General features: G+C 60.8%; 1 protein-coding gene and 1 pseudogene. Both read left to right on the top strand.

The features are described from left to right. Window positions 1–129: 129 nt before the first annotated feature. A complete protein-coding gene (locus tag FEM54_RS32305; RefSeq protein ID WP_138454254.1) occupies window positions 130–888 on the top strand; it encodes an AraC family transcriptional regulator in 759 nt (252 codons plus the stop codon). A gap of 72 nt (window positions 889–960) precedes the next feature. Then, window positions 961–1582: pseudogene (locus FEM54_RS32300) on the top strand (maltose alpha-D-glucosyltransferase); the annotation flags it as partial.

Raw genomic sequence — 1582 nt, 5'->3', positions numbered from 1 at the left:
GGTGATGCAATCGCAGGCAAGCCAGCTCCCACATTTTTGATCGAGTGTGGCTTCCAAGGCTGCCACAACCTTGTGTGGATACTCAGGCTGGCATAGGGCAATCTGCTTAAAAAAAAAGGAGTGCAGGCCATGCTGCCCAGTGCATTTGCGAGCTTTCTACAGACCAACCGCCCCAACAGCATCGAGCAACTATTGGCGGGGGTCGCGCAGTTGTTGCCCTTGCTCGACGTAATCCCCAACGCGGCGATTTTCATCAAGGATATCGACGCCCGCTACGTCCTCGCCAACCACACCCTGGTGCAACGCTGCGGCCTCAAACAGCTGCAGCCGCTGCTGGGTAAGACCAGCGCCGAAGTGTTCCCCGCACAATTGGGGCCGGGATACACCGAGCAGGACCGGCGCGTGCTGGAGCAGGGTTTTGTGCTCGAAGACCAGCTTGAGCTGCACCTGTATGGCAGCCGCGAACCGGGCTGGTGCCTGACGCACAAATGGCCGCTGTACAACGACAAGGGCGCGATCATCGGCCTGGCGGGTATTTCGGTGGACCTGCAATCGGCCAGCGAAAAGCATCCGGCCTACCAGCGCCTGGCCGCCGTGGATGAACACATTCGCCAACATTTCAACCGCCGTGTCACCCTCGGCGAGCTGACCCGCATTGCCGGGATTTCCGTGGCGCAACTGGAGCGCTACTGCAAACGTGTATTCCACCTCACACCCCGGCAGATGATCCAGAAGGTGCGCCTGGAGCATGCGCACCGGCTGTTGCACACCGACCTGCCGATCACCGAGGTGGCGTTGCAATGCGGCTACACCGACCACAGCGCATTTACCCGCCAGTTCAAGGCATTGACCGGGTTTACGCCCAGGCAGTACCGGCAATTGGAGTAAATGCAACGAATCAAGGCCTCCGCCGCTCCTATGCTTACCAATAACCTTTTCACGGCAAGAGGAAACAGGCTTATGACGGCGGCGGATAACGATCATGTGAACTGGCTGGTGCAACAATCCATGCTCAATGCGGCGCGTCAGCGGGCAAGGCTGTACAGCGGGCAAGGGCGTTTGTGGCAGCAGCCGTATGCGCAGACCCGGCCGCGTGATGCCTCAGCGTTGTCGTCGGTATGGTTCACCGCTTATCCGGCCTCGATTGTGACCCGTGAGAACGGCACGGTGCTCGAAGCCCTGGGCGATGAAAGCCTGTGGCAGGCGTTGTCGAAGATAGGCATCCAGGGCATTCACAACGGCCCGTTGAAAAAGTCCGGCGGGCTCGACGGTACACGGCATACGCCGACCATCGATGGCAATTTCGACCGCATCAGCTTCGAGATTGACCCACAGCTGGGCACCGAAGCGCAGTTGCAGGCCCTGACGCGCATGGCCGCCGCGCACAACGCGGTGATCATCGACGATGTGATCCCCTCCCACACGGGCAAGGGCGCGGACTTCCGCCTGGCAGAGATGGCGTACGAGGATTATCCGGGGCTCTACCACATGGTCGAGATCCGCGAGGAAGACTGGCCCTTGCTGCCCGACGTTGCCGAGGGGCGGGATGCGCAAAACCTCAGCCCCGCGCAGGTGGATGCGC

Origin of the sequence: Pseudomonas edaphica, assembly GCF_005863185.1 — a bacterium.
GTDB classification, from domain to species: Bacteria; Pseudomonadota; Gammaproteobacteria; order Pseudomonadales; family Pseudomonadaceae; genus Aquipseudomonas; species Aquipseudomonas edaphica.
The sequence above is the reverse complement of the archived record's forward strand: the minus strand, read 5'-3'. Positions and strand labels throughout refer to the sequence as shown.